At 73.7% G+C, this 25,952-nt stretch carries 22 protein-coding genes; 14 read left to right on the top strand and 8 right to left on the bottom strand.

Features of this window, described 5'->3' with window-relative positions:
• Positions 1 to 75 precede the first annotated feature (75 nt).
• Positions 76 to 1,296: an arginine deiminase gene (locus tag ACFRAV_RS10660; RefSeq protein WP_382553589.1), complete on the bottom strand. Its 1,221-nt coding sequence runs from the start codon at positions 1,294 to 1,296 to the stop codon at positions 76 to 78.
• A 216-nt stretch (positions 1,297 to 1,512) separates the two neighbouring features.
• Between ACFRAV_RS10660 and ACFRAV_RS10655 the strand changes: the two genes are divergently transcribed.
• Together ACFRAV_RS10655 and ACFRAV_RS10650 are read left to right on the top strand one after the other, a co-directional pair.
• Positions 1,513 to 2,487 carry a helix-turn-helix domain-containing protein gene (locus tag ACFRAV_RS10655; protein ID WP_382553586.1) on the top strand — a complete coding sequence of 325 codons (975 nt, stop codon included), beginning with the start codon at positions 1,513 to 1,515 and terminating at the stop codon, positions 2,485 to 2,487.
• 97 nt (positions 2,488 to 2,584) lie between these two features.
• Positions 2,585 to 3,400 (top strand): PaaX family transcriptional regulator C-terminal domain-containing protein, encoded by an 816-nt coding sequence (locus tag ACFRAV_RS10650; RefSeq protein ID WP_382553583.1) that lies wholly within the window; start codon positions 2,585 to 2,587, stop codon positions 3,398 to 3,400.
• A gap of 89 nt (positions 3,401 to 3,489) precedes the next feature.
• Here ACFRAV_RS10650 and ACFRAV_RS10645 read toward each other — a convergent pair whose 3' ends face one another.
• The 4 genes from ACFRAV_RS10645 to ACFRAV_RS10630 all read right to left on the bottom strand — a co-directional run bounded on the left by ACFRAV_RS10645 (position 3,490) and on the right by ACFRAV_RS10630 (position 9,349).
• Entirely contained in the window at positions 3,490 to 3,957 is a 468-nt protein-coding gene (locus tag ACFRAV_RS10645; protein ID WP_382553580.1) for a hypothetical protein, read from the bottom strand.
• Positions 3,958 to 4,080: 123 nt separating this feature from the next.
• Positions 4,081 to 6,642, bottom strand: coding sequence for a polynucleotide kinase-phosphatase (locus ACFRAV_RS10640; RefSeq protein WP_382553578.1), 2,562 nt, complete (start codon positions 6,640 to 6,642; stop codon positions 4,081 to 4,083).
• On the bottom strand, positions 6,639 to 8,204 hold the full coding sequence (locus tag ACFRAV_RS10635) for a 3' terminal RNA ribose 2'-O-methyltransferase Hen1 (RefSeq protein WP_382553576.1): 1,566 nt from the start codon (positions 8,202 to 8,204) through the stop codon (positions 6,639 to 6,641). Before ACFRAV_RS10635 ends, ACFRAV_RS10640 begins: the two co-directional genes overlap by 4 nt.
• 218 nt (positions 8,205 to 8,422) lie before the next feature.
• Positions 8,423 to 9,349 carry an LLM class F420-dependent oxidoreductase gene (locus ACFRAV_RS10630; protein ID WP_382553575.1) on the bottom strand — a complete coding sequence of 309 codons (927 nt, stop codon included), beginning with the start codon at positions 9,347 to 9,349 and terminating at the stop codon, positions 8,423 to 8,425.
• A gap of 286 nt (positions 9,350 to 9,635) precedes the next feature.
• On the opposite strand from ACFRAV_RS10630, the gene ACFRAV_RS10625 reads away from it, so the two are divergent.
• From ACFRAV_RS10625 to ACFRAV_RS10615, 3 genes are all read left to right on the top strand, one after another.
• Positions 9,636 to 9,821 carry a hypothetical protein gene (locus tag ACFRAV_RS10625; protein WP_382553573.1) on the top strand — a complete coding sequence of 62 codons (186 nt, stop codon included), beginning with the start codon at positions 9,636 to 9,638 and terminating at the stop codon, positions 9,819 to 9,821.
• A gap of 241 nt (positions 9,822 to 10,062) precedes the next feature.
• Entirely contained in the window at positions 10,063 to 10,440 is a 378-nt protein-coding gene (locus ACFRAV_RS10620) for a DUF2809 domain-containing protein (RefSeq protein ID WP_382553570.1), read from the top strand.
• A 238-nt stretch (positions 10,441 to 10,678) separates the two neighbouring features.
• Complete coding sequence (locus ACFRAV_RS10615; RefSeq protein ID WP_382553568.1) at positions 10,679 to 12,154, top strand: FG-GAP repeat domain-containing protein; 1,476 nt, start codon at positions 10,679 to 10,681, stop codon at positions 12,152 to 12,154.
• Between the two features lie 54 nt (positions 12,155 to 12,208).
• Here ACFRAV_RS10615 and ACFRAV_RS10610 read toward each other — a convergent pair whose 3' ends face one another.
• Positions 12,209 to 13,519 carry a metallophosphoesterase family protein gene (locus ACFRAV_RS10610; RefSeq protein WP_382553566.1) on the bottom strand — a complete coding sequence of 437 codons (1,311 nt, stop codon included), beginning with the start codon at positions 13,517 to 13,519 and terminating at the stop codon, positions 12,209 to 12,211.
• A 720-nt stretch (positions 13,520 to 14,239) separates the two neighbouring features.
• Here ACFRAV_RS10610 and ACFRAV_RS10605 point away from each other — a divergent pair.
• The 4 genes from ACFRAV_RS10605 to ACFRAV_RS10590 all read left to right on the top strand — a co-directional run bounded on the left by ACFRAV_RS10605 (position 14,240) and on the right by ACFRAV_RS10590 (position 17,845).
• Positions 14,240 to 14,725, top strand: coding sequence for a VOC family protein (locus tag ACFRAV_RS10605; protein ID WP_382553564.1), 486 nt, complete (start codon positions 14,240 to 14,242; stop codon positions 14,723 to 14,725).
• Between the two features lie 95 nt (positions 14,726 to 14,820).
• Positions 14,821 to 15,429: a TetR/AcrR family transcriptional regulator gene (locus tag ACFRAV_RS10600; protein ID WP_382553562.1), complete on the top strand. Its 609-nt coding sequence runs from the start codon at positions 14,821 to 14,823 to the stop codon at positions 15,427 to 15,429.
• Between the two features lie 59 nt (positions 15,430 to 15,488).
• Positions 15,489 to 16,847, top strand: a complete 1,359-nt coding sequence (locus ACFRAV_RS10595) for an MFS transporter (protein ID WP_382553670.1) — start codon at positions 15,489 to 15,491, stop codon at positions 16,845 to 16,847.
• A gap of 443 nt (positions 16,848 to 17,290) precedes the next feature.
• On the top strand, positions 17,291 to 17,845 hold the full coding sequence (locus ACFRAV_RS10590; protein WP_382553560.1) for a hypothetical protein: 555 nt from the start codon (positions 17,291 to 17,293) through the stop codon (positions 17,843 to 17,845).
• A 52-nt stretch (positions 17,846 to 17,897) separates the two neighbouring features.
• On the opposite strand, the gene ACFRAV_RS10585 is transcribed toward ACFRAV_RS10590, so the two are convergent.
• Together ACFRAV_RS10585 and ACFRAV_RS10580 are read right to left on the bottom strand one after the other, a co-directional pair.
• Positions 17,898 to 18,314 (bottom strand): ankyrin repeat domain-containing protein, encoded by a 417-nt coding sequence (locus tag ACFRAV_RS10585; protein WP_382553559.1) that lies wholly within the window; start codon positions 18,312 to 18,314, stop codon positions 17,898 to 17,900.
• On the bottom strand, positions 18,311 to 19,549 hold the full coding sequence (locus ACFRAV_RS10580) for a glycosyltransferase (RefSeq protein ID WP_382553557.1): 1,239 nt from the start codon (positions 19,547 to 19,549) through the stop codon (positions 18,311 to 18,313). The genes ACFRAV_RS10585 and ACFRAV_RS10580 overlap by 4 nt, the downstream gene beginning before the upstream one ends.
• A gap of 136 nt (positions 19,550 to 19,685) precedes the next feature.
• Here ACFRAV_RS10580 and ACFRAV_RS10575 point away from each other — a divergent pair, with 136 nt between their 5' ends.
• The 5 genes from ACFRAV_RS10575 to ACFRAV_RS10555 all read left to right on the top strand — a co-directional run bounded on the left by ACFRAV_RS10575 (position 19,686) and on the right by ACFRAV_RS10555 (position 25,806).
• The gene (locus tag ACFRAV_RS10575) at positions 19,686 to 20,372 is read left to right on the top strand and encodes a class I SAM-dependent methyltransferase (protein ID WP_382553554.1); all 687 of its coding nucleotides are present in this window, start codon (positions 19,686 to 19,688) and stop codon (positions 20,370 to 20,372) included.
• A 132-nt stretch (positions 20,373 to 20,504) separates the two neighbouring features.
• Positions 20,505 to 20,729, top strand: a complete 225-nt coding sequence (locus ACFRAV_RS10570) for a hypothetical protein (protein ID WP_382553552.1) — start codon at positions 20,505 to 20,507, stop codon at positions 20,727 to 20,729.
• A gap of 350 nt (positions 20,730 to 21,079) precedes the next feature.
• On the top strand, positions 21,080 to 22,216 hold the full coding sequence (locus ACFRAV_RS10565) for a DUF3103 family protein (RefSeq protein ID WP_382553550.1): 1,137 nt from the start codon (positions 21,080 to 21,082) through the stop codon (positions 22,214 to 22,216).
• 244 nt (positions 22,217 to 22,460) lie between these two features.
• Positions 22,461 to 23,720, top strand: coding sequence for a DegT/DnrJ/EryC1/StrS family aminotransferase (locus ACFRAV_RS10560; RefSeq protein WP_382553547.1), 1,260 nt, complete (start codon positions 22,461 to 22,463; stop codon positions 23,718 to 23,720).
• A 121-nt stretch (positions 23,721 to 23,841) separates the two neighbouring features.
• A complete protein-coding gene (locus tag ACFRAV_RS10555; RefSeq protein WP_382553668.1) occupies positions 23,842 to 25,806 on the top strand; it encodes a lipopolysaccharide biosynthesis protein in 1,965 nt (654 codons plus the stop codon).
• Positions 25,807 to 25,952 lie beyond the last annotated feature (146 nt).

Below are 25,952 nucleotides of genomic sequence, written 5' to 3'. Positions count from 1 at the left end.
TGGACTGCTGCGGGGACTCTGGAATTCTATACGACACCAAGAATGATTATTCACGGCGTCGAGGAAAGCGAGACCCTACACCGGATCGCGTTCCACCGGACAGCTCATGCAGCGCGGGCCGCCCCGCCCGCGGCCCAGCTCGTTGCCCCGGATCTCGATCACCTCCACGCCCTGCTTGCGCAGGTGCGTGTTGGTCGTGGTGTTCCGCTCGTAGGCGACCACCACGCCCGGCTCCACCGCCAGCACGTTGCACCCGTCGTCCCACTGCTCCCGCTCGGCGGCGTGGACGTCCTGGGTGGCGGTGAGCACCCGGATCTCGGGCAGGTCCAGCGCCGCGGCGATCGCGCGGTGCATGTGCTCCGGCGGATGGTCGGCGACCTCGAGCCGGCCCGCGCCGCCCGGAGTGATCGTGTAGGAGCGCAGCATGCCCAGGCCCGCGTACTGGGTGAAGGTGTCCCGGTCCACCATGGTCATCACCGTGTCCAGGTGCATCGTCGCCCGCCGCTTGGGCATGTCCAGCGCCACCACGGTGCGGGCCGAACCGGTCGTGAAGAGCTTGCGCGCGATCATCTCCACGGCCTGCGGGGTGGTCCGCTCGCTCATCCCGATCAGCACCGCCCCGTTGCCGATCACCAGCACGTCGCCGCCCTCGATGGTCGAGGGGTAGTCCGCGTGGCCCTGCGACCAGATGTGGAAGTCCTCACGGCGGAACAGCGGGTGGTGCCGGTAGAGCGCCTCGAAGTGCACGGTCTCCCGGCGGCGCGCCTGCCAGCGCATCGCGTTGATCGAGACGCCGTCGTAGATCCAGGCGGAGGTGTCGCGGGTGAAGAGGTGGTTGGGCAGCGGGTTCAGCAGGAAGTCGTCCAGTTCCATCACGTGGAACCGGATGGAGACCGGCTCCGGATGCTCGTCCAGGTACTCCCGCTTGGTCATGCCGCCGACCAGCGCCTCGGCCAGCCGCTCGGACGACAGCGCCTCGAAGACCGATCTCAGGTGGTCGGTGGCCAGCGGGCCGAACTCCCGGTCGTCGAAGACCTGGTCGAGGACCAGGGTGCGGGCCTCGGGGACGGACAGGGTCTCGGCCAGCAGGTCGCCGAAGAGGTGCACGGCCACGCCGCGCTCGCGCAGCACGGAGGCGAAGGCGTCGTGCTCGGCCTGGGCGCGGCGCACCCAGAGGACGTCGTCGAACAGCAGGTCGTCCTTGTTGCTGGGGGTGAGCCTCTTCAGCTCCAGGCCGGGGCGGTGCAGAACGACCCGGCGCAGGCGGCCGGCCTCTGAGTCGACGTGAAATCCCATGCCACTGATCCTGACCCCGACCAGGCCCTTTCATCCCTGCCGGACGGTCCCTTCCCCCGGCTTGCGGGTACCCGCGTGCGGGGGAGAGTGCTTCGAGCCATGGACGGTGCTTTACGCCAGACAAGATCCGTGCGAGGTTGCGGCATTACGACATGGCATGAACCCGCCGTGCCCGGGCGGGACGCGATCCAGTGGGGGGCCACGATGATCCAGGATGTGCTGGGACTGACGGAGAACGAGTCGGACGCCTACCGCGAACTGCTGCGCCGCCCCTCCTGCTCGGCCGCGGAGCTCGCCGGCGTGCTGCGCGTGCCGGAGGGCGAGGCCGCGCGGCTGATGGGCAGCCTGGAGGCGCTGGGCCTGGCCGCCCGCAACGGGCAGGCGCCCGGCCGGCTGAGCGCCTCCCCGCCCCGGCTCGCCCTCGGCTCGATGCTGGTGCGCCAGCAGAACGCGCTCCGGCTGGCCGAGCTCGAGCTCGGCTCCCTGGAGGAGCTGTACCGGGCCACCATGGCCGAGCGGTCCTCCTCCGACGTCCTGGACGTGGTCCGCGGCACGGAGGCCACCCGGCAGCGGCTGGAACAGCTCCAGACCGGCGCGCGCAGCGAGATCCTCTGCCTGGTGCAGGCTCCCGCGCGCTTCGTCTCCACCACCGAGAACACCGCCACCGAGGCCGCCGCGGCCGCCCGCGGCGTCGCCTACCGGGTGGTCCTCGAGCGCCGCATGCTGGAGGAGGACGACGGCATCGTCGAGGAACTGGAACGCGCCGTGGACGCCGGTGAGGAGGTGCGGGTCACCGACTCGGTCCCGGTCAAGCTGATGATCGCCGACCGGGAACTCGCCATGGTGCCGATGGGCGGCCGGGGTCACGCCGCGGACGGCGCCCTCCTGGTGCGGCCCAGCGGTCTGCTGGACGCCCTGATGGGCCTGTTCGAACTGGTCTGGCACCGCAGCTCGCGCCTCACCGTTCCCCGGGCCGGGACGGCCGTGCAGTCCTCGCAGAGCGCCCTGGACGAGACGGACGCCCGCATCATGAGCCTGCTGGTGGCCGGGCTCACCGACCAGGCGGTCGCCGTCCGTCTCGGCCTGTCCCTGCGCACCGTGCAGCGTCGGGTGGGCCAGCTGATGAAGCTCACCGGCGCCCAGACCCGGCTCCAGCTGGGCCTCCAGGCCGCGCGCCTCGGCTGGGCCTGAGCGGCGCGGCGAGGAACGGCCGCCTGGGCCGGGACGGGGACGGCGACCCAGGTCAGGGCCGCCCCCCGTGACACTCCGTCATTTTCGGCCCTTTAAAATGATCAACGTGTCCGACCAACGCGCTCCCCGTTCCCTCATCGTCACGCTCTACGGCGCGTACGGCCGCCACCTGCCCGGACCGCTGCCCGTCGCGGAGCTGATCCGGCTCCTCGCGGCGGTCGGCGTCGACGCCCCCTCGGTGCGGTCCGCGGTCTCCCGGCTCAAGCGGCGCGGCATGCTCGTCCCCGCCCGCACCGCCACGGGCGCCGCCGGGTACGAACTGTCGCCCGGCGCGCGGCAGCTGCTGGAGGACACCGGGCGCAGGGTGCACGCCGCCCCGTCCGACGAGGAGGACTGGCTGCTGGCCGTCTTCTCCGTCCCCGAGACCGAGCGGCAGCAGCGCCACGTGCTGCGCACCCGACTGGCCCGCCTGGGCTTCGGCGCCGCCGCCCCCGGTGTGTGGATAGCCCCCGCCCGCGTCCACGAGGAGACCCGGCACTCCCTCAGCCGCCTGGGCCTCGAGAGCTACGTGGACCTCTTCCGCGGTGACCACCTCGGCTACACGCCCACCGAGCAGGCGGTGGCCCGCTGGTGGGACCTGGACGCCATCGCCGTCCGCTACCAGGACTTCCTGGCCCGCCACACCGGCATGCTGCGGGCCTGGGAACAGCGGGAGGACACCCCGGCGGAGGAGGCCTACCGGGACTACCTCCTCGCCCTCGACGCCTGGCGTGAACTCCCCTACGCCGACCCGGGCCTCCCGCCCCGCCTCCTCCCGCCCGACTGGCCCGGCCCCCGCGCCACCGCCCTGTTCCACGCCCTCCGCGACCGCCTGCGCGAGGGTGCGTCCCGGTTCGTCACGCCGACGGACTGAACCCTCGGCCGTCCCCGGGCCGCCTGGTGTCGACATGGCGACATCGTGAGGTGCGGGCCCTCGGGTGACGGGGCGCGGCAGCCGAACGGCTACACGCACTCCTGGTACACCCGGACCGCGGTCGGCGTGCGGGCACACACCACGGCCCAGGCCGGCCGCTCGGTCACTTCCCGCGCCCACGCGTCGAGATCCTGGCCGCCGTCGTGGAAGAACCACGAGGTGAGGCTTCCCAGCGCCTCCAGCGCGGGCTCCGGGCCGAAGCGGACCTCGCAGTGCAGCTGGACGTATCCGGCGTGGTCGCCCTCGGCGTCGAGGATCTCGAACTGACGCACAAGGTCCACCGTGAACGCCGGGGGACCCTCGAAGTCGTACGTCCCGTACTGGAACAGCAGCCCGTCGCCGTCCGGGGCGTCGGAGACGTCGAACAGCTGCCGGCCGAAACGCAGGAAGGCCTCCCAGGCGGCCTCCAGGTCCAGGCGCGCGCTCGCCCGCCGTTCCGCCCGGACCTCCGCCTCCAGCAGGCCCATGGCCTCGTCGACCGACGGCCTCGGCGTCATGCCCACCTCCCTGAACGACCGGCGGCCCGAGGGTACTCGCACCGCCGCGTACGAGACGGCCGGGCCGGGAAGGGGGCGCCCCTTCCCGGCCCGGCCACGTCGCGCCGACGTCCGCACGCGGGACTACAGCCGCGGGTCCACCGGCTCGGACTCCAGGGACAGGACCGCGAACACCGCCTCGTGGACGCGCCACAGCGGTTCGCCCTCGGCCAGGCGGTCCAGCGCCTCCAGGCCCAGCGCGTACTCCCGCAGTGCCAGCGACCGCTTGTGGCCGAGGTGCCGCTGCCGCAGCCGCTCCAGGTGGTCCGGCCGGGTGTACTCCGGGCCGTAGATGATCCGCAGGTACTCCCGACCCCGGCACTTGACGCCGGGCTGCACCAGGCGGCCCTCCGCGTCCCGCACCACCGCGCCGAGCGGCTTGACGACCATGCCCTCGCCGCCCTGCCCGGTCAGCTCCAGCCACCACTCGACGCCCGCGGCCACCGAGGCCGGGTCGCCGGTGTCGACCAGCAGCCGGCCGGTGCTCCGCAGCAGCCCGCTGCCGTCGGCCTCCACCAGCCGGTCCAGCCACGCCAACTGCGCGTCGTGGGGCACGCCCGCCAGGTTCCGGCCCTGCCCGGCGAGCAGCTGGAACGGAGCGAACCGCACCCCGTCCAGGCCCTCGGTGCTCCAGCAGTAACGCCGGTACGCCTCCGTGAACTTCCCCGCGTCGACGGCCCGTTCGCGCTGCCGGGCGAGCAGTCCGGCCACGTCCACGCCCCGCGACCCGGCGGCCTCCAGCGCGGACAGCGCGCCCGGGAAGACCGCCCCGGAGGCCGCGCCGACCGCCGCGTACTGGTGGCGCAGCAGCCCGCCCGCCTTCAGCGACCAGGGCAGCAGCTCACCGTCCAGCAGCAGCCAGTCGGTGTCCAGTTCCTCCCACAGGCCCACGCCGTCGATCGCCGACCGCAGCCGGCCGAGGACCTCCTCGGTGACGTGCTCGTCGTCGAAGAACGGCCGCCCGGTGCGGGTGTACAGCGACCCCGTCGGACCGTCCACGCCGAACCGCTCCCGCGCCACGGCCGCGTCCCGGCAGACCAGGGCCACCGCCCGCGAGCCCATGTGCTTCTCCTCGCACACGACCCGCTCCACCCCGGCCGCCGCGTACTGCGCGAACGCCTCCGCGGGGTGCTCCAGGTAGCCCTCCACCGTGGAGGTGGCCGTCGGCGCCATGGTCGGCGGCAGGTAGGGCAGCAGCCGCGGGTCCACCGCGAACCGGCTGACCACCTCCAGCGCCGCCGCCGCGTTCTCCTCGCGCACCGAGATCCGCCCGGCGTGCCGGGTCTCCACGATCCGCTTGCCGTGCACGTCGTTCAGGTCCAGCGGTCGGCCCTGGTGACCGCCCGGAGCCTCGCCGACCAGCGGCTTCACCGGCTCGTACCAGACCCGCTCGGCCGGCACCTCGACCAGTTCGCGCTCCGGGTAGCGCAGCGCGGTCAGCTTGCCGCCGAAGACGACACCGGTGTCCAGGCAGATCGTGTTGTTGAGCCACGTGGCTGTCGGCACCGGGGTGTGGCCGTAGACCACCGCGGCCCGGCCGCGGTAGTCCTCCGCCCACGGGTAGCGCACCGGCAGCCCGAACTCGTCGGTCTCCCCGGTGGTGTCGCCGTACAGGGCGTGCGAACGCACCCGGCCCGAGGTGCGGCCGTGGTACTTCTCCGGCAGACCCGCGTGGCAGACCACCAGCCGGCCCTCGTCCAGCACGTAGTGGCTGACCAGGCCGTCGATGAACTTCCGGACCCGCTCCTTGAACTCCTCGCTCTCGCCGTCCATCTGGGCGATCGTCTCGGCCAGGCCGTGGGTGTGCTGGACCTGGCGGCCCCGCAGGTGGCGGCCGAACTTGTTCTCGTGGTTGCCCGGCACGCACAGCGCGCTGCCGGACTCCACCATCGACATCACCCGCCGCAGCACGCCCGGCGAGTCGGGTCCGCGGTCCACCAGGTCGCCGACGAACACGGCGGTGCGGCCCTCCGGGTGCACCCCGTCGACGTATCCCAACTTGCCGAGCAGCGCCTCCAGTTCGGAGGAGCAGCCGTGGATGTCGCCGACGATGTCGAACGGACCGGTCAGGTGCGTCAGGTCGTTGAACCGCTTCTCGGTGACGACGGTGGCGCCCTCCACCTCAGCCACCCCGCGCAGCACGTGCACCTTGCGGAAGCCCTCGCGCTCCAGGTGGCGCAGCGAACGCTTGAGTTCACGGATGTGCCGCTGGACGACCCGGCGCGGCATGTCCGCCCGGTCCGCCCGGGCGGCGTTGCGCTCCGCGCACACCGCCTCCGGCACGTCCAGCACGATCGCGATGGGCAGCACGTCGTGCTCCCGCGCCAGCTGGATCAGCTGCCGCCGCGCCTCCGGCTGCACGTTGGTGGCGTCCACCACGGTCCGCCGGCCGGCCGCGAGGCGCTTGCCGGCGATGTAGTGGAGCACGTCGAACGCGTCCCGGGTGGCGCTCTGGTCGTTCTCGTCGTCGGACACCAGCCCGCGGCAGAAGTCCGAGGAGATCACCTCGGTCGGCCTGAACAGCCGCCGGGCGAAAGTGGACTTGCCGGAGCCGGAGGCGCCGACCAGCACCACCAGGGACAGGTCGGTGACGGGCAGCACGCGCCCGGCGGGCCGGGCCTCCTCGATGACAGGTGCGTCGCTCACGCCGCGGCCTCCTTACGGTTCTCGTCGTTGCTCTCGTCGGTACGGGCGTCGGTACGGGCGGGCGCAGGGGCGGTGGCGGAGCCCGCGTGCCTCTCGCCGCCGGTGTCCGCGCACAGGGTGAACAGGGCCAGCTGGGTCGGCGGCCCCACCTCGGGGTCGTCCGGTCCGACGGGCCGGTACTCGACGTCGTAGCCGTAGCGCGCCGCCACCGAGTCCGCCCAGGCGCGGAACTCCTCCCGCGTCCACTCGAACCGGTGGTCGCCGTGCCGGGAGTGACCGGCGGGCAGCGACTCCCAGCGCACGTTGTACTCGACGTTCGGCGTGGTGACGACCACGGTGCGCGGCCGTGCCGAGCCGAACACCGAGTACTCCAGTGCCGGCAGCCGCGGCAGGTCCAGGTGCTCGATCACCTCGCTGAGCACCGCCGCGTCGTACCCCTTGAGCCGGTTGTCGGTGTACACCAGCGAGCCCTGGAGCAGCCGCACCCGCGACGCCTGCCGCTCACCCATCCGCTCCAGCCGCAGCCGGCGCGAGGCGATGGTCAGCGCGCGCATCGACACGTCCACCCCGACGACCTCGCGGTAGCGGGTGTCCTGCAGCAGCGCCTGCACCAACTGCCCCTGACCGCACCCGAGATCGAGCACCCGGGCGGCGCGCCGGTCGCGCAGCGCCTCCAGGATCGCCTCCCGCCGCCGCACCGCCAGCGGCACCGGGCGCTCCTCGGTGTCGGTGTCCGGGTCGACCGCGTTGTCGATCTCCTCGACCGCGGTGTCGTCGGCCGCCGCCAGCCGGGCCAGCTCCTCGCGCTCGTTATCCAGCCGGTCCATCGCCTTCTGCGCCAGCGACCAGCGCCGCGACAGGTACCGGTTGGCGATCAGCTTGTGCTCGGGGTGCCCGGCCAGCCAGCTCTCACCCGCCCGCAGCAGCTTGTCGACCTCGTCGGCGGAGACGTAGTAGTGCTTGGCGTCGTCCAGCACCGGCAGCAGCACGTACAGGTGGCGAAGCGCCTGCGCCACGGTCAGGGCCTCGGACTCCAGGGTGAGCGCCACGTACCGGGAGTCGCCCCACTCGGGGAACGCGGTGTCCAGCGGCACCGGCCGCACGTCCACCGTCCAGCCCAGCGGCTCGAACAGCTTGGTCACCAGCTCCGGGCCGCCGCGGGCCGGCAGGGACGGGATCTCCACCCGTAGCGGCAGCGGCCGCGAGGGCAGCTCGGGGCGGGCGTTGCACTGCCCCTTCATCGCCGTCGAGAACACGGCGCTCAGCGCGACCGCCACCAGCGACGAGGCCGCGTACGGGCGGTCGTTGACGTACTGCGCGAGCGCCGAGTCCGGCGCTCCGCCGCGCCCCTTGCCCCGCCCGCGGCGCACCAGCGCCACCGGGTCGACCTCCAGCAGCAGCGCCGCCGTGCAGCGCTCCTCGGTGGCCTCCGGGTAGAACACGAACGCCGTGCCGTAGGAGGTGGAGAAGGGCTGCGCCTTGTCGGGGTGCTTGTGCAACAGGAACCCGAGATCGGTGGCGGGGTTCTCCGGCGTACCGGTCGTGGTGATGGTCAGGAACATCCGGACACCTCTCCTCATTCTCCTGGAGCCGCTCGCGGCGCGGCCTGGGGGACGGACATGCGAAGCCCCCGGGACACCTGTCCCGGGGGCTTCGCAGGACGACGCCGCTCACGATCGCACAACGGGCCCGACCTGCGCCCTTGTTTATCGCGGCGACGGTCCGCGCCGACGCGGCGTCCGCCGAGGCGACGGCGTCGACCGACGTGTCGGCGGCGTGGTCAGCCGAGGCGGCTCTGCACCTCGGAGGAGATCAGCTCCAGGTGGTCCAGGTCGTCCAGGTCGAGGATCTGCAGGTAGATCCGCTGCGACCCGGCCTCCTGCGCATACCGGCCGATCTTCTCGACGACCTCGGCGGGGGAGCCCGCGAGACCGTTCTCCTTCAGCTCGTCCACCTCACGCCCGATCTTCTCCGCCCGGCGGGCCACCTCGGCGTCGTCGCGGCCCACGCACGCCACCAGCGCGTTGGAGTACACGAGGTCGTCCGCGGACCGCCCGGCCTCCACGGCCGCGGCGCGCACCCGCTGGAACTGCGCCTTGGTGTCCTCGACCGAGGAGAACGGCATGTTGAACTCGTCCGCGTACCGCGCGGCCAGCCGCGGCGTCCGCTTGGCGCCCTGACCGCCGATGAGCACCGGCACCTTGCTCTGCGCGGGCTTCGGCAGGGCGGGGGAGTCGGTCAGGTCGTAGTAGGTCCCGTGGTGGCTGAAGGTCTTGCCGACCTCGGTGGCCCACATCCCGGTGACGATCTCGAGCTGCTCCTCCAGGCGGGCGAGCTTCTCCTTCGGGAAGGGGATGCCGTACGCCTTGTGCTCCTCCTCGTACCAGCCCGCGCCGAGGCCCAGCTCGACGCGCCCGCCGGACATCTGGTCGACCTGCGCGACCTGGATGGCGAGCACGCCGGGCAGACGGAAGGTACCGGCCGTCATCAGCGTGCCGAGCCGGATCCGCTTGGTCTCCCGGGCCAGGCCCGCGAGCGTGATCCACGCGTCGGTCGGCCCGGGCAGGCCGCTGACGTCGCCCATGTGGAGGTAGTGGTCGGAACGGAAGAACGCGTCGAAGCCGAGGTCCTCGGTGGCCTTCGCGACCGTGAGCAGGGTGTCGTACGTAGCCCCCTGCTGGGGCTCGGTGAAGATTCGCAGGTCCATGCCCCCATCCTGCACCGAAACCCAGGCCCGGAGCACGCCCGCCCCTCCGGCGGCCACTTTCCCCTTCCCCTCCCGTTCCCCTCGGGTGTCTCTCCGGTCCCACGTTCGCCGTGATCATCGCCAGAGTGAAAAAGCGTCAACCTGGCGACCGTTCGATGTCCCATGCAGTTACCGCCACCTGCGGAGTTCGTTGTCCGGTGCGGAGCCGGGCCGACCCGGCTTCCGCGCCGGGGACCATCCGCCGGGGCGTCCGTCCGTGTGCGCCCCTCGGGGCTGGGAGACATCGATGTCGGAAGAGACCGTGCCGCCGCCGCAGTTCGTTCCGGGCGGGTCGGGGATGCAGGGCGTGCCGCAACAGCCGGCGGGCCTGCTCCAGCAGATGGAGGAGCTGATGGCGGCCCTCAACGCCGACCTCTCGGACCTGGGGGCGGCGCTGGGTACCATCCCGGAGAGCCCCGACCCGGCGGCCTGACCGCCGTCGCCCCGGCCGACGCGCTCCGACCGGCCCGCTCCGACCGGCGAACCCTGGCCCGGGTGCGCCGGTCATGGCATGTGAGCCGCGTCGGCCGCGCGGAGCGGCCCGGAACCGGAAGCCCACTGCCCGCGTCCTGGTCCCGTGTCGGGCAAGGCCCTGGAGTGGGCCTGGGGACGGGCGGTGCGGAGTGCGGCGGCAACTGGTGGATCGGCGACGGCACCCGGGCCGGACCCGACTGGTGGCTGCCGTGACCGTTCTGGTGATCGTCGCGGCCGGGCTGGGCCTCAGGGCCGTCGCGGCGGGCGGCCTCGCCAAGTACGGCGGGGGCGCCCTCTACACGTTGCTGCTCCTCGCGCTGGTCGTCCTGGCCGCACCCCGGACGACCCCGTGGAAGGCTGCCACGGTCGCCCTAGCCGTCAGTTGGGCCGTTGAGTTCTCGCAGCTCACCGGCGTGCCCGCGGAGCTCTCCCGGCACAGCCTCGCCGCCCGTCTCGTCCTCGGCTCGACCTTCAACGCGCCGGACCTGTTCTGGTACGTGGTCGGCGCGGCGGTCGGTTGGCTGCCGCTCGCCATGCGCCTGAGGCCGGACCGGCCAGGCCGCGGCGATGGGCGCTGACGACAGGAGCGGACGCCGCTGTGTACGGCCCCAAGGAGCTTGAACTGTCCCTGCCCGAACGCAGGTAGAGCGCAGAAATGCTGGTGGCTCGGGAACGGGACGAGGACGCCTGAGCCGGAGTCCCCTACGCCCTGCGGCCATTGAGCTCCCGCCCGGGCGCCCTCAGGGCCACAACCCTTTCGCTCCCTCGCGAGTCCAGGGTGTGGTTCAGGTTGCCTAGGGGGATGGGTGAGGACGCATGGTGCGTGCGATACAGGTGCCGCGGACGCCGCGAGCGGGGGCGGGGCGTGGGGTTGGGCGTCCGTTCGGTCTGGCCGCCGCCGCTCTGGCAGCCGTGCTGCTGGCGGCGGGTTGCGGCGCCGGGAGGGACGCCGGGAAGGACCCTGCCGCCGGGCAGCGGGGCGGGACACGGAGTCCTGCGGCGGGCGGGAGTGGGAAGGGGGCGCAGCCGTCGGCAGCGAAGCCGTCCGGGCCGGCCCGGCCCGACGACTTCAACGGCGACGGTTACGACGACCTCGCCGCGGTGGTGGAGGACGGCACCGTGGTGATCGTCGACGGCTCGGCGAAGGGGTTGGACCCGGGCCGGCGCACGGTGGTGCCGAGGTCGCCCGACTGGACCTCCACGCTGGGGTACTGGCCCGTCCAGTTGTTCCGCACGGATCTCGACGGTGACGGCTTCACCGATCTGCTGCGGGTCCCGGCGATGGAACGGATGGGCAGGCCCGACGTGCTGTGGGGCGGTTCGCGGGGCGTCGGTGACCCGAAGCCGCTGACCGGGGCCGCCAAGAGCCTCGCGGCCGTGGGGGACTTCGACGGGGACGGCCACGACGACCTGTTCCTTCCGGGCGGGGCCGAGGGCCCGGAGGGCACCGTGTGGTTCGGTCCGGTCGGGCGCGGAGGGGAACCGGCCCGCACGCAGGAGCTGAAGAACGGGCACTGGCCGGACTCGATTCCGGCCGGGGCCGTGGCAGGCGACTTCGACGGTGACAAGGCGACCGACCTGGCCCTGACGTTCCACGCGCTCGACCTGGAGTCGGAGGGCGACGGCGACGTACAGGTCAGCGGTCTGCAGTACCTGAAGGGCGGCCCCGACGGGCTGAAGCTCGCCGAGCGCCGCGAGCGTCCGGAGATCGGCTTTCGGGGGACGCCCGGCGACGTGGACGGCGACGGGACCGACGACCTGTTCTCGGCACGCTTCGATCCGACCCGGAAGGTCCTGGGTGTCGGCTACTGGCTCAGCACCCGCTCCGGGCCCGAGACCGGGAAGCAGGACGGGGTGGGCGCCGCCCCGCCGCCCGGCCTGAAGGAGGGACTGCACTACTCCGGCATGGGCGGCTCCGCGCTCGGCGACGTCACCGGCGACGGCAGGCCCGATCTGGTCACGTCGGCGACCGGTGCCAACGACAACAACGGGGTGGTGTGGCTGGTCCCGAACCTCCTGGAGGGGGACGCCTCGGCGGTGCAGGCGGTCACTCTCGACAGCCCCGGTGTCCCGGGCAGCGACACCCCGGCCCCCGGCCGTGGCCCGACCCGCAACCGCATCTCCGTCATCGATCTCATCGACACCGACGGAGACCAGCACCTGGACGTCGTGTTCGGCTCCGCCGGCTTCCTGAACCCGAAGAGCCGGGACGTCGACGCGTTCTGGGTGATGCGGGGCACCGACGACGGCATGCGTTACCAGCAGCACTTCACCACCGCCGACCTCCGCTGAGAACCGGAGGTCGGCGGGCCACGTGCGGGCAGGTCCCCCTCGTCGACGAGGAGTTCAGTGGCAGCTGAAGGACTTGTTGGCGAGACTCGTGCTCAGCGTGCAGACCTGGCCTCGCACCCCACCGTCCGTCCGGTGGAAGGTCAGGTCCCAGGTGCCGTTGACGTGCTGGAGCTGACCGTAGCCGTGGACGCCTTCCAGGCCCGCCGGAGGGTTCGAGGGGTTCACCACCTGGGTGATCGACCGGTGGACCGGCTGAGGGGGCGTGCCGATCGGCTGTCCCGTGACGTTGCCGTCGATCGGTCCGCTGTCCGGCGGTGAGCCCGAGGAGCCCACGGTCAGCTGGGGCGGACGGACGGTGTCGAAGTCGAGCATCTGGTAGAGGTGGACGTGCCCCGACAGCACCAGGCGCACGTTGTCCGCCAGGCGGTGCTGGGTGGTGCCGGCCACCGCCGCGTCGAGGACATGGGTCAGCCAGGTCACCGCGCCGGGGGCCTGCCCCGCCGCCTTCACCATCCACACCGGCTTGTGGGTGAGCAGGAAGAAGTCCTCGGCCGGGCGCTGCCGCGCGGCCTGGTTCACGGCCTGGAACTGGGGGAGGAAGGTGTTCACCTGCGCCGTGCTGCCGGTGTCGTTCGGGTCGGCGAACGAGGTGTCCACGGAGACGAGGTTCAGCAGGCCGGCGCGGATCGTGGCGGGCGGCGGGAAGCGGCTGCACGTCCCGTTGCCGCGCAGTTCGTCGGCGAGGTACCGGAACCAGGCGTCTCCGGCGCCCCCGGTCTGTCCCGTGCAGTCCTCGTGGTTGCCCCGGGCCAGCACGACGGGGGCGGCGGCCAGCAGCGCCTCGGCCGGCCGGAAGAAGTCCGCCACCACACAGGCCCAGCTCGCCGCCTCGGCGCGCAGCGTGCACCCCGGGTTCCTGGCCTTGTCGTCCGCCCGGCTCGGGTCGTTGCGGTAGAGGTAGTCACCGGTGTGGACCACGAGGTCGGGCGCCCCACGGGCGATGCTGTTCGCGATCGGGGTGAAGGGCCAGGCGGTCGCGCAGGACTGCGCCGGCTCCGCCGTGTTCACCGGCAGTTCGCAGCCGGTGTCACCGATGACGTCGACCGTGCGGGGACGGGTGGTCACGGTCCACCTCGGCAGCGGCAGACGACCGCCCGCCGGATGGAGCGTCGCCGCCTGCACCGTCGTCAGGTCGAGCTGCGCGTTGCCCGCCCCGAGGGGCACCGGTGTCTGCGCGCCCGACTCGCAGACCGTGGTGGGGAAGTGGGACCCGGTGGGGGTGCTCACCCGCCGCAGGGTGACGGTCACCTGGGCGCCCAGCGTGTAGCGCAGGGTGGGACACGTCTGGCTCGGGTCGGTGGACACGTAACGGACCTGGGTGCCGTGGCTGGTCAGCTGGGTCCACGCCCAGGCCTCGCCACCGGGCCCGCCGCCACCGGGAGGAGGCGTCGGGCTCGGCGAGTGGGGCGGCCTCGGGTGGTGCGGCGGCTTGGGGTGCGAGGGCGGCTTGTGGTGGGGCGGCTTGTGGTGCGAGGGCCCGGGGTGGTGCGGCTTGTGGTGCTGGGGCGGCTCGGCGTGCGAGGGCTGGTGGTGCGGAGGTCTGTGGTGCTGGGGCGGCCCGGGGTGGTGGTCGTGTGGCGCGGGGCGCGGGTGAGGAGCGGGCCCGGATGGCGCGGTCCGTCCCGGGGCCGGGGTCCCCGGTCCTTCGGGCGCCCGTGCCGGGACCTCCGGGACCTCCGGGACCGCCGGGGCCGCCGTGGCCGAGACCGCCGCGGCCACGACACCCGCCACGGCAAGGGCAACGATCCGGTGCATCATGTGTCGGCTCCTCCGTCGGCACGCCCCTGCGCAGCGACATCCCGTCGCCGAGGGCCACTTCCGACAGCGTCACCGACGACCACCTCACGTGCACCAGCACGAGGACAAACGGGCTAGCGGGGCAGCGGCGGTCGCGTCACGGCGCACGGCGACGTCGTCCGAGGCCGTCGCCTCCCCGTCCGCTTGACCTCAAGCGCGCTTGGGTTCCTAGGTTCGTGACCGCGCCGCGGGCACCCGCCGGCGGCGTCTTCGTCCAGGAGGTCCGCCATGACCGAACGCAGCGACTTCGCCGGGATCCCCGACCGTTACCGCTATGCCGTGATCCCGCACATCATGGTCGACGACGCCGCCGCGGCGATCGACTTCTGCCGGCGGGCCTTCGGCGCCAGGGAGGACTTCCGGATCGACGCCCCGGGTGGCGGCGTCCTGCACGCCGAGATCAGCATCGGACCGTCCACCCTGATGCTGGGCGACGCCAGTGTGGAGGAGGCGGAGGCCGCCTCCTTCGCCGCACCCGCCTCGCTGGGCGGGGGCACGTCCGTCACGTTGCACGTCTTCGTGCCGGACGTCGACAGCCTGGCGCGGCGCGCGGAGTCCGCCGGGGCCGAGATCCTCCAGCCGCCGACCGACATGTTCCACGGCGACCGCACGGTCATCCTGAGGGACCCGTCCGGTCACCTGTGGGTGTTCCTGACCCACCAGGAGGACGTCGCGGACGACGAGTTGCGCCGCCGCCTCGCCGCGTCCGCCTGACCGGATCGTGACCGGACCGGCGTCGCTCACCCCTCGGGGCCGGCCCTCACCACACGAGGTAGACAGTGTCTACGCGACGGTGGTAGACACTGTCCATGTCTGGTGAGGGCTCCCTGCGGGAGCGGTTGATCGACGCCGGGGTGGACCTGGTGCTGGCCGAGGGGTCCGCGTCCGTGGGGCTGCGGGAGATCGCGCGCCGGGCGGGGGTGTCGCACGGTGCGCCGCGCCGCTGGTTCCCCACGCACCACGCGTTGCTGTCGGCGATCGCCCGGCGCGGCTTCGAGGACCTGGGCGCCTGGTTCGTGGCGGCGGCGGCCGACGAGCCCACGCCACGGGGTCAGTTGGAGGCGATCGCGCGGACCTACGTCAGGTACGCGCTCGAGCGGCGCGGCATGTTCGAGCTGATGTTCCGCCACGAACTGCTGGACAGCACGTTGCAGCAGGCGGCCGGGGAGCAGCCGCGCTTGCGCGAGGCGACCCTGCCGATGTTCCAGCACTTCACGCGGATGGTCGCCACGTGCTGCCCGGAGCAGGAGGCGGAGGTGACCGCGGCCGCGCTGTGGGCCAACCTGCACGGCGTCGCGCAGCTCTGGGCGTGGGGGAGCCTTCAACTCGTGCTCGGGGAGGTAGGGTTGGCGGCCAAGGAACGCGACCGGCTGGTCATGGCGGTGCTGGACGCCCACCTCGGACCGGTGACCTCGTGACGGCGGTGACCACGCCGCTGCGGCGTCGGCTCGCCCTGGCGGTCAGCGTGGCCGGCGCGATGATCGTCGCCCTGGACGGCAGCGTCCTGCTCGTCGCGCAGCCGAGCCTGGCGGCGGATCTCGGTGCGAGCGTGGCACAGGTCCAGTGGACCAGCACCGGTTATCTCGTCGCGGTGGCCGCCTTCCTGGTCGTCGCGGGACGGCTGGGTGACCGGTACGGTCACCGGCGCCTGCTGCTGGCGGGGGTGCTCGGATTCGGGGCCGCCTCGGCGGGCATCGCGCTGGTGCCGGGCGTGGACGGGGTGATCGCCCTGCGCGTGGTACAGGGCGTCTGCGGCGCGCTGTTGCAGCCCGCGACGCTCGCGTTGCTGCGGCTGAGCTACCCGCCGGACCGGCTCGGCGCGCCCGTCGCGATCCGCACCAGCGCCATCGCCGTCGCCGCGGGGGCCGGACCGCTCCTCGGGGGTGTCCTGGTGGCCCACCTGGGCTGGCGTTCGGCGTTCTGGATCAACGTGCCGGTCGCGCTCCTCATCGCCGCCCTGGTCCTCGTCGTGCGCACGCCGGTGCCGGCGCCGACACCGGCGCCGGACAGGGCCCGGACGGAGCGGCTGGACCTTCCCGGGGCAGGGCTGCTCGCCGTCGCCCTCGCGGTCCTGGTCCACGCCCTGGCCGGAGTGCCCGAGCGGGGGTGGTGGGCGGCCCCGACGCTGCTCGAACTCCTCGCCGTCGCCGGGGTGGGGGCCGTGTTCGCGCGGCACGAACGCCGGGTGGCCGATCCTGTCCTGCCGCCGGTCGTGCTGCGGTCCGTGCCGGTGACGGCCTCGCTCGCGCTGCTGCTCGTCACCAACACCGGTCTGTTCGGGACGCTCTTCCGGGCCACGTTCCATCTGCAGGACGAACTCCATCTCGACCCGCTCGTCACCGGGCTCCGGCTGGTGCCGTTGACCGCGTGCATGATCCTCGGCGCCCCCGTGGCGAGCGTCGCCATGCGGCGGTTCGGGGTGCGCGGCACCGCGATCGCCGGCTCCGGGCTGGTCGTCACGGGAATCGCGGCGTTGTCCGTACTCGGTCCGGCGGGCACCTGGGCGGGCATGGCCGTGCCCTTCGCGGCGGTCGGGGCCGGGTGCGCCACCGTGATGGTCACCGCGACCGGAACCGTGGTCGCCGGCGCGCCGCCCGGGTACGCCGGGGTGGTGGGCGGCCTGAAGCAGACGGCCATGAACGTCGGGCCCACGCTCGGGATCGCCGTCGCCGCCGGGGTCGCCGGAACGGCGTTCTCCTCGCTGAGCTCCACGCTGCTGGTCCTGGCCGCCCTCACCGCCCTCGGCCTCCTGGCCGCGTGGCGGCTGCCGCGGGCGGTGGCCGGTGCGGACGCGGCAGACGCGGCGGCCCTGCCGGCGCCGTCGGCCGCCAAGTAGGCGTAGCGGGGCCGTTGTCGGTGGGCTCGGGCAGGATCGGCGCGTCCACGTGGTGCTACGGAAAGCACGAACGCCGCGCACAGCGGGACGCCTCAGACGGTGCGTCGCGAGGGCTTCACCTCTGGCGCTTTCGGAAGTAGAGGATGATGACCAACACCCAGGCGAGTGACCCGAAGAACAGATAGGGCCCCCATCCCTCCGGGATCCACCATCCCGCGCCTTCCGAGGCGGTACGAAACATTTCCCCTCCCTGCGGTACGGTGCGGAGCCAGGATGAGGGCTCTGGAACGACCCGCCGGGGCGCCGAGTCCGACGTGGCGGTGCGGGTGACGCCGCGAGGGCTGTGGCTGTACGAGTTGACCTTGCCCGGTCGTCATGGAGTTGAGGGTGCCCTTGGGCTCCCGGATGATGCCTTGCCCATCCTCGCTGGGACGATGGCCCCCGTGAACTATTCCTCTGGTGCCGGTGCCGGACCTGGTCATGACCGGCAGCGTGCCGTGGAGCCCAGGCGGGCGGAGTCCGGACGGTGGCCCGGGCTGGAGGCCGCCCTCGCCGTGGTCAATCGTGACCTGTCGGCGACCTTGCCGGGACAGGACAAGCTGGTCCTGGTGGTGGCGCCCTCCGGTGATGCCCCGCGCCCTGACGGACACGACCGGGAAGACGTCTACGTGGCGCTGCCGGACGGGCGTTGGCACGGTGACCAGGTGAACGCGCGGGACCCGGAGCCGGAGGATCCGTCGACGGTCCTGGCCGTGGTCGCGGAGGCGGCGCAGGAGACCGTCATGGAGTTGCTGTGGAAGGTCTGGCCGACCTGCCCGGAGCACAGGACGGGCCTCCACTCCCGTCCGGCGGGGACCAACGACACGGGGGAGCCCGGAGCCGCCGGTCTCATCGGTCCGCCGGTCTGGCGGTGCGGGGGCGGCCGGGACGGAGAGTCGCACGACGTCGCCGTGGTGGGGGAGTTGGCGGCCCGTCGGCCGGATCAGCGCTTGGGGTGACCTGGCGCTGAGACCCCCTCGTTGACGGCAGCCGCCCGGCCTCGAATCCCGCTCACGCCCCGGCCCCCGCGGCGAGGAGCACCGCGACGGTCTCCGGGTAGGGCCCGGCCCTCGCCCACTCCAGAGGGGAGCGGCCCGTGCCGTGGTCCTCGCGGAGGCCGGGGTCGGCGCCATGGGCCAGCAGGGCGCGGACCGTGTCGGTGTGACCCCAGCAGGAGGCCGCGCACAAGGGTGTGCCCTCGGCGCCGTGGCCGCTCTCGGCGTCCGGGGAGGCGCCGACGGCCAGCAGCGTGAGGACGTTGACCGTAGCCCCCGCGACCGACGCCGCGTACAGGGGCATGGTGCCCTCGGTGTCGGGGCCGTTCGGGTCGGCCCCGCTCCGCAGCAGGGCGCGGACGCTGTCGGCGTCGCCGAACGTCGCGGCATTGACCAGGCGCCTCGCCAGCTTCTTCCGTCGGCGGTGGTTCACAGCAGATCCCTCCGGTTCGTGTCCATCGCGGAGACATGGGCGAGGACCGCGCCGGCGCCGTCCTCGGCGGCCATGCGGGAGGCGAGGGCGGCCGCGCGTCGGCGGTACGACGGTTCGGCGAGGCAGGCGGTGATCCCGGCGGCCAGCGACTCGGCGGTGAGGTCCCGGAACGGCAGGGGCGGCGGGGCGACGCCCAGGCCGTGCAGGCGGGCGGCCCAGAACGGCTGGTCGGTCAGGACCGGCACGGGCAGCGCGGGGACTCCGGCCCGTAGCCCGGCCCCGGTGGTGCCCGCCCCCGCGTGGTGGACGACAGCCGCGGTACGGGGGAACAGCCAGTCGTGGGGGAGGTCGCCGACGGCCAGGACGTCGGGACCGGTGGGGCCGCTGCCGCCCAGTCCGGCCCACCCGGCCTGCACCACCGCGCGTACGCCCGCCCGCTCGACCGCGGAGGTCACCAGCTCGCCGAGCCGTTCGCCGTCACCCGGCGCCATGCTGCCGAACCCGATGAACACCGGCGGCGGGCCGGCCTGGAGGAAGTCGACCAGCTCGGCCGGAGGCCGCCATTCGTCCGGCCGGGCGGGCCACCAGTAGCCGACCACCTCGGCCCGGGACGGCCAGTCGGCGGGACGGGGAATCACCAGCGGGCTGTAGCCGTGGAAGACCGGCCCGGTGTCCTCCGGAGCGCCGTGACCGGTCTCCGGCAGGCCCAGGTGGGCGCGCACCCGCGTCACCGCGCCCGCGAACGCGGCCTCCGTCCGCCGCTCCACCGCCCGGCCCGCGGCGAGGTTGCCCTCGGGCTCCGGGCCGTCGGCGCCGCGCGCGCCGGGCAGCCGGAACTCGGCCGTGGCGACGGACGGTACGAGGTGGGTGCCGACGACGGGCACGCCGAACGCCGCACCGGCGGTCCGGCTGAGCGGGGACGGGCCCTGGGCGGTGAGGACCAGGTCGGTCCCGGCCGCCACGGCATCCGCCACGCCCTCGGCGAGTCCGTCCGCGTAGGCCCTGGTCAGTGCCCTGGCCTCGTCCCGCGTGGCCGCTCGTGACCAGCCGCGGAGCAGTTCCTGCGGGTCTCCCGGGACGGGCCGCAGGCCGAGGCCGCACCCGTCGATCAGCGAGGCGAAGGACGGGTGGGCGGCCAGGGAGACCTCGTGTCCCGCGTCCCGCAGCCGTCGTCCGAGACCCGTGAAGGGCGCGACGTCTCCCCGCGAACCGGCGGTGACGATCAGGATGCGCATGCGCCGATTCTCCTCCGCGGCGTCACCGGGCCGTCGGGCGACCCCGGTGGGGAGGGGCGAAGCGCCGGAGGCCGTGGTGGGGGCCGTGGTGGAACGGTGACCGACGGTCGTCCGTTGGACGGGCATGACGGTGAGCATGAGAGCGGGATACGCGGGGACCGGGCCGGGGCCGATCACGCCGGACGGGTGCGCGGTCGAGCTGTACACCCGGCTGCCGGTCGGCGACGAGCCGGACATCGTCGCCGGGGCCGTGCCGGAGGGCGCGCGCGTCCTCGAACTGGGCTGCGGGGTGGGCCGGATGACCCACCCGCTGGTGGAGAGGGGCTTCACCGTGACCGCGGTGGACGAGTCCCAGGCCATGCTCGACCGGGTCCGCGGGGCGCGCACGGTCCGCAGCCCGATCGAGGCCCTCGACCTGGGCGAGCGGTTCGACGTGGTGATGCTCGCGTCGTTCCTCGTGCACGCGGGCGACCTGGAGGTGCGGCGCGGGCTGCTGCGCACCTGCGTCCGGCACCTCGCGGAGGGCGGCTGCGTGCTGATCCAGCGCGAGGGCGAGGACTACCACGAGCGGGTGCCGCGCGAGCGGGTCGACCCGGCCGGGTTCACCGTGCGGCTGGTGTCGGCGGAGCCGGTGGGCGACGGCGTGAACTCGGTGCGCGCGGAGTACGAGTTCCCCGACGCCACGTGGACGCAGACGTTCCTGTCCCGGCCGCTCACGCGGCAGCAGTTCGAGGACGCGCTCGCCGAGGCGGGGCTGCGGGTGGACCGCTACCTGACCGAGGACCGCACCTGGGTGCGGGCGGTCGCCGGCCCCGCGTCGTAGCCCGGGGGCGGAGCTGCCTTCCGGGCACGGTGCGGCCAGATTCTGTGCGTGCCGTCACGCCTCAGTCATGGTGCCTCAGGGGCCATCCGCCGGTTCGCCGGGTGGGTGGCCCGTGGCTCGGTGGGCCACCCGATGCTGGAAGGGATCGACTACTGGGAGGAGTTGCGCGCGTCCCCCTCCCAGATGGAGATCTGCTTCGCCGTCTTCGCCAACGTCCTCGAACTGGACGAGCGGGGAGAGGCGGTCAACGAGAAGCACGCTGAGCACCGGGCGGCGGTCTGGCTCTACAAGTACTGCACCGGACACCTGCCCCCGGGTGAGCCGGACTTCGAGCCGTGGGAATGCCGGCTTCATTGAGGTCCGGGGGTCCTGCCGTAGCGCGTGGCGATGACTCGCACGGTCACCGCATGTCGGCTAGGACGCGGATCACGTCTGCTGCCCGTGGGCGACCAGCCTGCGTTCGCCGTCGCCCGGGGACACCTCGGGGCGCGCCGGGAGCGTGATGTGGGCGCGGCCGGGGCCGATGTGAGGTGCGCCAACACGCCTTGTTCACGCGGTCGTTGGGAAGTGCGGTCTATACGCGTAGACGTCCTGTGCCCCATCATGGTCGCGATCCACCCGCACGCTGTGCCGGTCGCCCCTCACGCGGCCGGTCTCCCCGGCGTGCCCTGGAGTCCCAGGGTGCCCCACTCCCTCAGGAGGACGTCTTGTCCGTCAGACAGCAGGTGCGTACGGTCCTGTGCGGCGCGGCCCTCGCCGGCCTCGTGCTCACCACCACCCAGGGCATCGCGACGGCGGCGCCCGCGCCGGGCGGCGGGGCGAAGGTCTCGCCGGTGCGCGCCGCCGAGGACGCCGCCGCGCGGGCGTTGGCGCGCTCCCTCACCGACGACGCATGGCGGGCCGAAGTGGGCCGGGCCGTCGCGGATGGGGACGACATCGGGCTGAAGGCCCTTGCCGCCGGCTCGCGCACCGGTGCCGGTGCCGCGCTCGCCGCCGACGTGGCGCGTGCGGACCGGTCCGTTCTCGCTGCGAAGGGGCTGCCCCCCGGCGTGGGGGGCCTCCTCACCGTCACTCCGGCCGGTGACCCCGGCTCCCGCCGCGCGCCGCTGGTCGCCGTCGCCCCCACCGACGACGAGGCCGCCGCCGTCACCGCCTACGACAGCGCGGGCCGGGCGCACACCCTGGACGCGACCGAGGCCCCCGACGTCCCGGTGTACGTCGTCGGCGTCGACGGGGAGAAGGCCGTCGAGGCCGGGCTGGAGGTGCTGGAGCGCGAACTCGCCGCCGCCGGCGTCACCACGGCCGACGCGGCGGCGGCCGTCTCGGCGACCGGGGCGGCCTCGGCCGCCGCCACGGGCTACTGGACGTCCAGGATCACGTCGGTGTACGTCGCCGACGACAAGGAGACCTGGATCAAGGGCGACGCCGAGATCTTCAGCATCGTCAGCGGCTTCGGCCTCGACGGCAAGGTCCGCGTCGACACGGTGACCCACCCGTACCTCGACAACGCGGAGACCACGTACTACCCGAACCAGATCCTGGTCAACTGGTCGCAGTACAAGTACAACCTGGCCGACGTCGTGATGATGGAGGACGACGGGGACACCAACTACTCCTCCCTGGCCAAGGCGATCGCGGCGGCCCTGCTCACCATCACCGACCTGGGGGCGTACATCCCGCTGGTCGACCCCGTCGTGGACGCCATCCCGGCCAGCTTCTGGACCGACGACGCCGACTTCGTGGACGCCTGGTACACCCTGGCGCGCGAGACCACCGGCACGCGCAACGGCGCCGGTGGCAACGGGCGGTTCACCTTCGACCGGTACTGGGTCTCCGCCCTGTGACCGGAGCCTCGCGGAGGCCCGGTCCGCCTCCGCGAGGCATCCCACCGGGTGAGAGGCCCCGAGGCCCTCGGGGGGTCACCGGCGCCCCGTGTTCCCCGACCGCTCCAACTGTCCCAACTGCACTGCATAAGAGCTGAGTTGCCCTTATAGGGCGCTCTTGACGGGGTTGGTCCCGTGGGGGAGCCTTGGCGTCGTGCCAGGGGGCCAGGGGAGGTTTCCCGTGCGGCACGTCGCCGGGGGGCGCATGACCATAGGGGTGGTCGGCGGGGCGGGGGCGCGATCGGGTATCCGGCTGGACCTGCTGGAAGACGCGATGCGCAGACGTCTGGGCCGTGAATGCATCTACGTTCCGTCGTGCCGTCTCGGCCTGTACCTGGCGCTGCGGCGCTGGTGCCGGCCAGGAGGCAGGGTGCTGATGTCGCCGGTCAACGACGACGTCATCCTCTTCGTCGTGCTGGCGGCCGGACTCCGGCCCGTGCAGGCGCCGTTGGACCCGCGTGACGGATCCCTCGACGTGGCCGCGGTCGACGAGGAGACCTGGCGCGGGCTGGCCGGCGTGCTGACCACGAACCTGTACGGGAACCCGGACCCGGCGCCCGCACTCCGCGCGCGGTGCGACCGTTCGGGCATCCCGCTGATCGAGGACGCCGCGCACGCGATCGGCAGCGAGGTGGGCGGACGGCCGGTGGGGTCCTTCGGCACCGCGGCGGCGTTCAGCCTCTCCAAGCACGTGGGCGCGAAGGCCGGGGGCTTCCTGGCCTTCGACGACGACCCGGCGCTGCGCGAGGAACTGGTCCGGGCGCGCGACGAGCTGCTGGAACCGTCCCGCTGGGCCGCCGAACTCGCCTACACCGCACGCCCGTACGCGGAGGCGACGGTGCGAGGACTGGGGCTGCGTCGGGCGGCCCGGGCCACCCTGCGGATGCTCGGACTGAGCGAACGCGACGGCATCCGGATGCCGCTGCGCGCCGGGGAACTGGCGAGGGCGACGGCCGGCGCCCCGGGGATCACCGCGCACCACTCGTGGGTGCGGGTCGACATGCACGACTACCGCCTCGCGCCCGGCCCGCTCCGCGTCCGCCGCATCACGCGAAGATTCGCCCGCCTCGACGAGGTGCTGCACGCCCACCGCGAGGGCGCCGCACGGCTGCTGGACACCGAGTGGGCCGCGCCGCGCACCGCGACGGGGCCCGTCCAGCCGCTGTTCCGGGTGCCGTTGCTGGTCGACGACCGGGACGCCGCCGTCGCCGCGCTGGCCCGCCACGGCATCGTCACCGGGTACCTCTATGACCCCCCGCTGGACGACTACGCGGGCTCCGAGTTCACCGGTCTCTCGCCCCGGCCCGGTCCCGCCCGCCGTTTCGCCCGGCACGCGCTGCCGGTGGACCCGCTGCGCGCCGCCGAGGCGATCGCCGTACTGCGGCGGGCCGGCGTGGCACCCGCCGGGACGCCGGCCGCCGGGCGCCCCGACGCGGTCCCCGGAACAGGGGGCGGCGGTGGCTGACATCCAGGAGGCGGCGGACGTCACGGAGGACCCCGGCCGGACCCGGTGGCCTTCGCGGCGTCCGCGCCCGGAACACGACGCGACGGGCGGCGACTCCCTGTTCAGGAACGCGTACTTCCTGATGCTCAGCACGGGCGTGTCCGCCGTGCTCGGCCTCGCCTTCTGGCTGGTCGCGGCACGTCACTACTCCCAGGAGGCGGTCGGCCAGGGCTCGGCCGCCGTCGCCGCCATGCGCCTGCTCGCGAGCATCACCGCCACCACCATGATCGGCGCCGTGGTCCGCTTCGTGCCGCGCGCCGGACGCGCCACCGGATCCCTGGTGCTGCGCGCCTACGCCGTCAGCTCACTGGTGGTGACCGTCGCCGGTGTCGTCTTCCTGCTCACCCTCGACCTCTGGGGGCCCTCGTACGCGCCGCTCGGCACACCGGTGGCCGGGGTCCTCTTCGTCGCCTCGTGCGTCGCGTGGGCGATCCTCACCCTCCAGGACGGGGTGCTCACCGGGCTGCGCGAGGCGGTCTGGGTGCCGCTCGGCAACGCGGTGTTCTCGCTGGGCAAACTGGTGCTGCTGGTCGTCCTCGCCGGGACGATGCCGGTGCTCGGCGTGTTCGTCTCCTGGGGCGCGGCGATCGCGCTGTCCACCGTGCCGCTCGGCTGGCTGGTGTTCCGGCGGCTGATCCCGCGGCAGGCCGCCGCCGACGGTCACCGCCCACCGCCCACCCTGCGGGCCGTCGGGCGGTTCATCGCCGGCGACTCCGTCGGCGCCATGTTCAGCCTGCTGATGATCAACCTGCTGCCGGTGATGGTGGCGGTGCGCCTCAGCGCGGCCGAGAACGGCTACTTCTACGTCGCCTACACCGTCGGCGGCACCATGGAGTTCCTCGCCATCAACATGGCGTCCTCGCTCACCGCCCACGCCTCCCGCGACCCCCGCGCCCTCGCCGACGGCGTGCGGGGCGCGCTGCGGAGGATGGCCGTGCTGCTGGTGCCGGTGGTGGCCGTGCTGGCCCTCTTCGCGCCGCTGGTGCTCGCCCCGTTCGGCGCGGACTACGCGGACCGGGGCTCCACGGTGCTGCGGCTGCTGGCCGCCGCCGCGCTGCCCCGGGTCGCCGTCGAGCTGTACATCGGGGTGCTGCGGGTGGCCGGCCGCACCGCGATGCTGGCCCTGGTGCAGGGCGTGATGTGCGTGCTGGTCCTCGGCTCCGCCGCCCTCCTGCTCACCCCGGCGGGCATCGACGGCGCCGGCTGGGGCGTGCTGCTGAGCATGACCGCGGTCGCGCTGCTGTGCGTGCCGGGGCTGCGGGCCGCGTTGCGGGGCGAGGAGGGTGAACGTCCGTCCCCCGCGCCCCGCTCCGCCGTGCGGGCCGCCCACCGCAGGGCCGTCGCGCTGGTGCGGGCGTCGTCGTCCGGGCCTCGGGGGGAGCGGGGGCTGCGGGTCGCCCTGTGGTGGCTGCTGGGCTCCGCCGGGGTCTTCTACGCCGCCGCCCTGCGCCACCTGCCGTGGCTGGAGGACGACCCGCGCGGCGCCGGGCGGGTCCGGACCGTCGACGGCGACCGCACCGCGGGGGAGGTGCTGGCCGCGCTGCCCGGCATCGCACTGGCCGCCGCGGTGCTGATGCTGCTGGTGTACGTCGCCGCGCTGACCCTCCGCGTCCCCGCCGACGGCCCGCTCGCGGCCGCCGCGCTCGCCGCCCTGGTCCTCGCGCTCCACGCCGCGCCCGTGGCGCTCGGCACGGAACCGCCCGCGGTGCGCGCCGGCTGGTGGCCAGGCCCGTCCGACGGCCCCCTCGGCGAGGTGTCGCTCTGGGCGCCGTACGCCTTCCTGGTGCTCGGCCTGGTTCCGCTGTGGCTGGTGCTGCGGTGGGCGCTGCGGCTGCCGACGGAGACCTGCTGGTGGCTGCTGTGGCCGGCCGCGGTCCTCACCTGGGCGGTGCGTGAGGCCCTCGCCCCCGTGGCGCCGGCACTCCTCGCCGCCCTGCTGCTCTTCGCCGCGGCGGGCGCCCTCGCCCGTCGCGGAGCCCGCGCCCGGCCCCCGGCCACCGGACCGCCCGCCCCGCGCATACCCAGGCAGGGAAGAGGCGGCGACTGAACCACGGGGCGGGACCGACACGTTGGGGGGCCACACGTTGGCGGGGGCGACCGACGTGACCGGAGCGACCGCGACCGAATCGACGGCGCCCGGAATCGACGGCGAGCGGGCGGACGCGACCTGTCCGCAACGACGCCCGGAGCCAC

Source organism: Streptomyces sp. NPDC056600, from assembly GCF_042792855.1.
Taxonomy (GTDB): domain Bacteria; phylum Actinomycetota; class Actinomycetes; order Streptomycetales; family Streptomycetaceae; genus Streptomyces.
Note: the sequence above shows the minus strand (reverse complement) of the source record. Positions and strands in the feature narration are given on the sequence as shown.